At 65.6% G+C, this 791-nt stretch carries 1 protein-coding gene and 1 pseudogene; both read right to left on the bottom strand.

What is annotated here, in order from left to right:
* On the bottom strand, positions 1-363 hold a 363-nt coding region (locus tag EOA86_RS36810), incomplete at its 3' end, for a molecular chaperone TorD family protein (protein ID WP_245497506.1).
* Between the two features lie 102 nt (positions 364-465).
* A pseudogene (locus EOA86_RS36815) lies at positions 466-791 on the bottom strand (hypothetical protein); the annotation flags it as partial.

The following is a 791-nucleotide window of genomic DNA, read 5'->3' on the forward strand; positions in this document are numbered from 1 at the left end:
CGGCCGTTCATTGAGAAAGCCCGTCAGGTAGTATGAGGCGTAGGGAAGGAGTTCGCCGCGCCCGACCCCGATGAAGAGCTCGAAATACTCGCGACTGACCGCTGCCGGGGAGGCCGAAGCCGCGGCCTGGCCGAGTGCCGCATGAGCAAGGCCGAGCGGCGTCTCGGTGTCGCCCCGCAAACCGGAAAGCCGCGCCATAAGGTTTGCATCCGGAGCGGCCAGGAGAAGCGTGGCGAGCAGCGCGTACTCATCCGCGCGTGCGCTGTTCACGTCGTCGACGTCAGCATCTCTAACGCCGGGAACCAGAGCGTCAGCTCCGCACGACGTGCCGGTTGCCTCCTCTAGGCGCAAGTCTGGGTTCATCTACTGACCTCGACCGTGCCCCTCAACGAGTGGGTAAAGTAATACTAGTCCCCCGCCCGGCAATTGCAACAGCAACTGTGCCAAAATGGCCACATATCCAGATCAGCGCGGGACGGCGCCGCCATGGCGCCGCTGGCGATTAATCGGGGATGATTCCGCGGCGCCGGCAGCTTCGTCGCGGCCGGCGGCGGTTTCGGCCACGTCGGCCGAAGGGGATGGACGGGTTGCCGGCTCGATCGAACTGTCCGGCGTAACAGCCTGCGAAGCATCGGGTGAGGCGTTCGCGTCCTCGTCCGCCAAGACGACGGTGGGCGCAGGCGCCTTCTCCGGTGCCTCCGAAGCCATGGCGGCGCCTGCTGGGTCGGCCGGGTTGCCGCCGCTCAACGTCGACAGGAAATCCACGACAGGTTCGCTGGATTCTTTCAAGG

The organism is Mesorhizobium sp. M5C.F.Ca.IN.020.32.2.1 (assembly GCF_004023105.1).
In the GTDB taxonomy this organism is placed as follows: domain Bacteria; phylum Pseudomonadota; class Alphaproteobacteria; order Rhizobiales; family Rhizobiaceae; genus Mesorhizobium; species Mesorhizobium wenxiniae.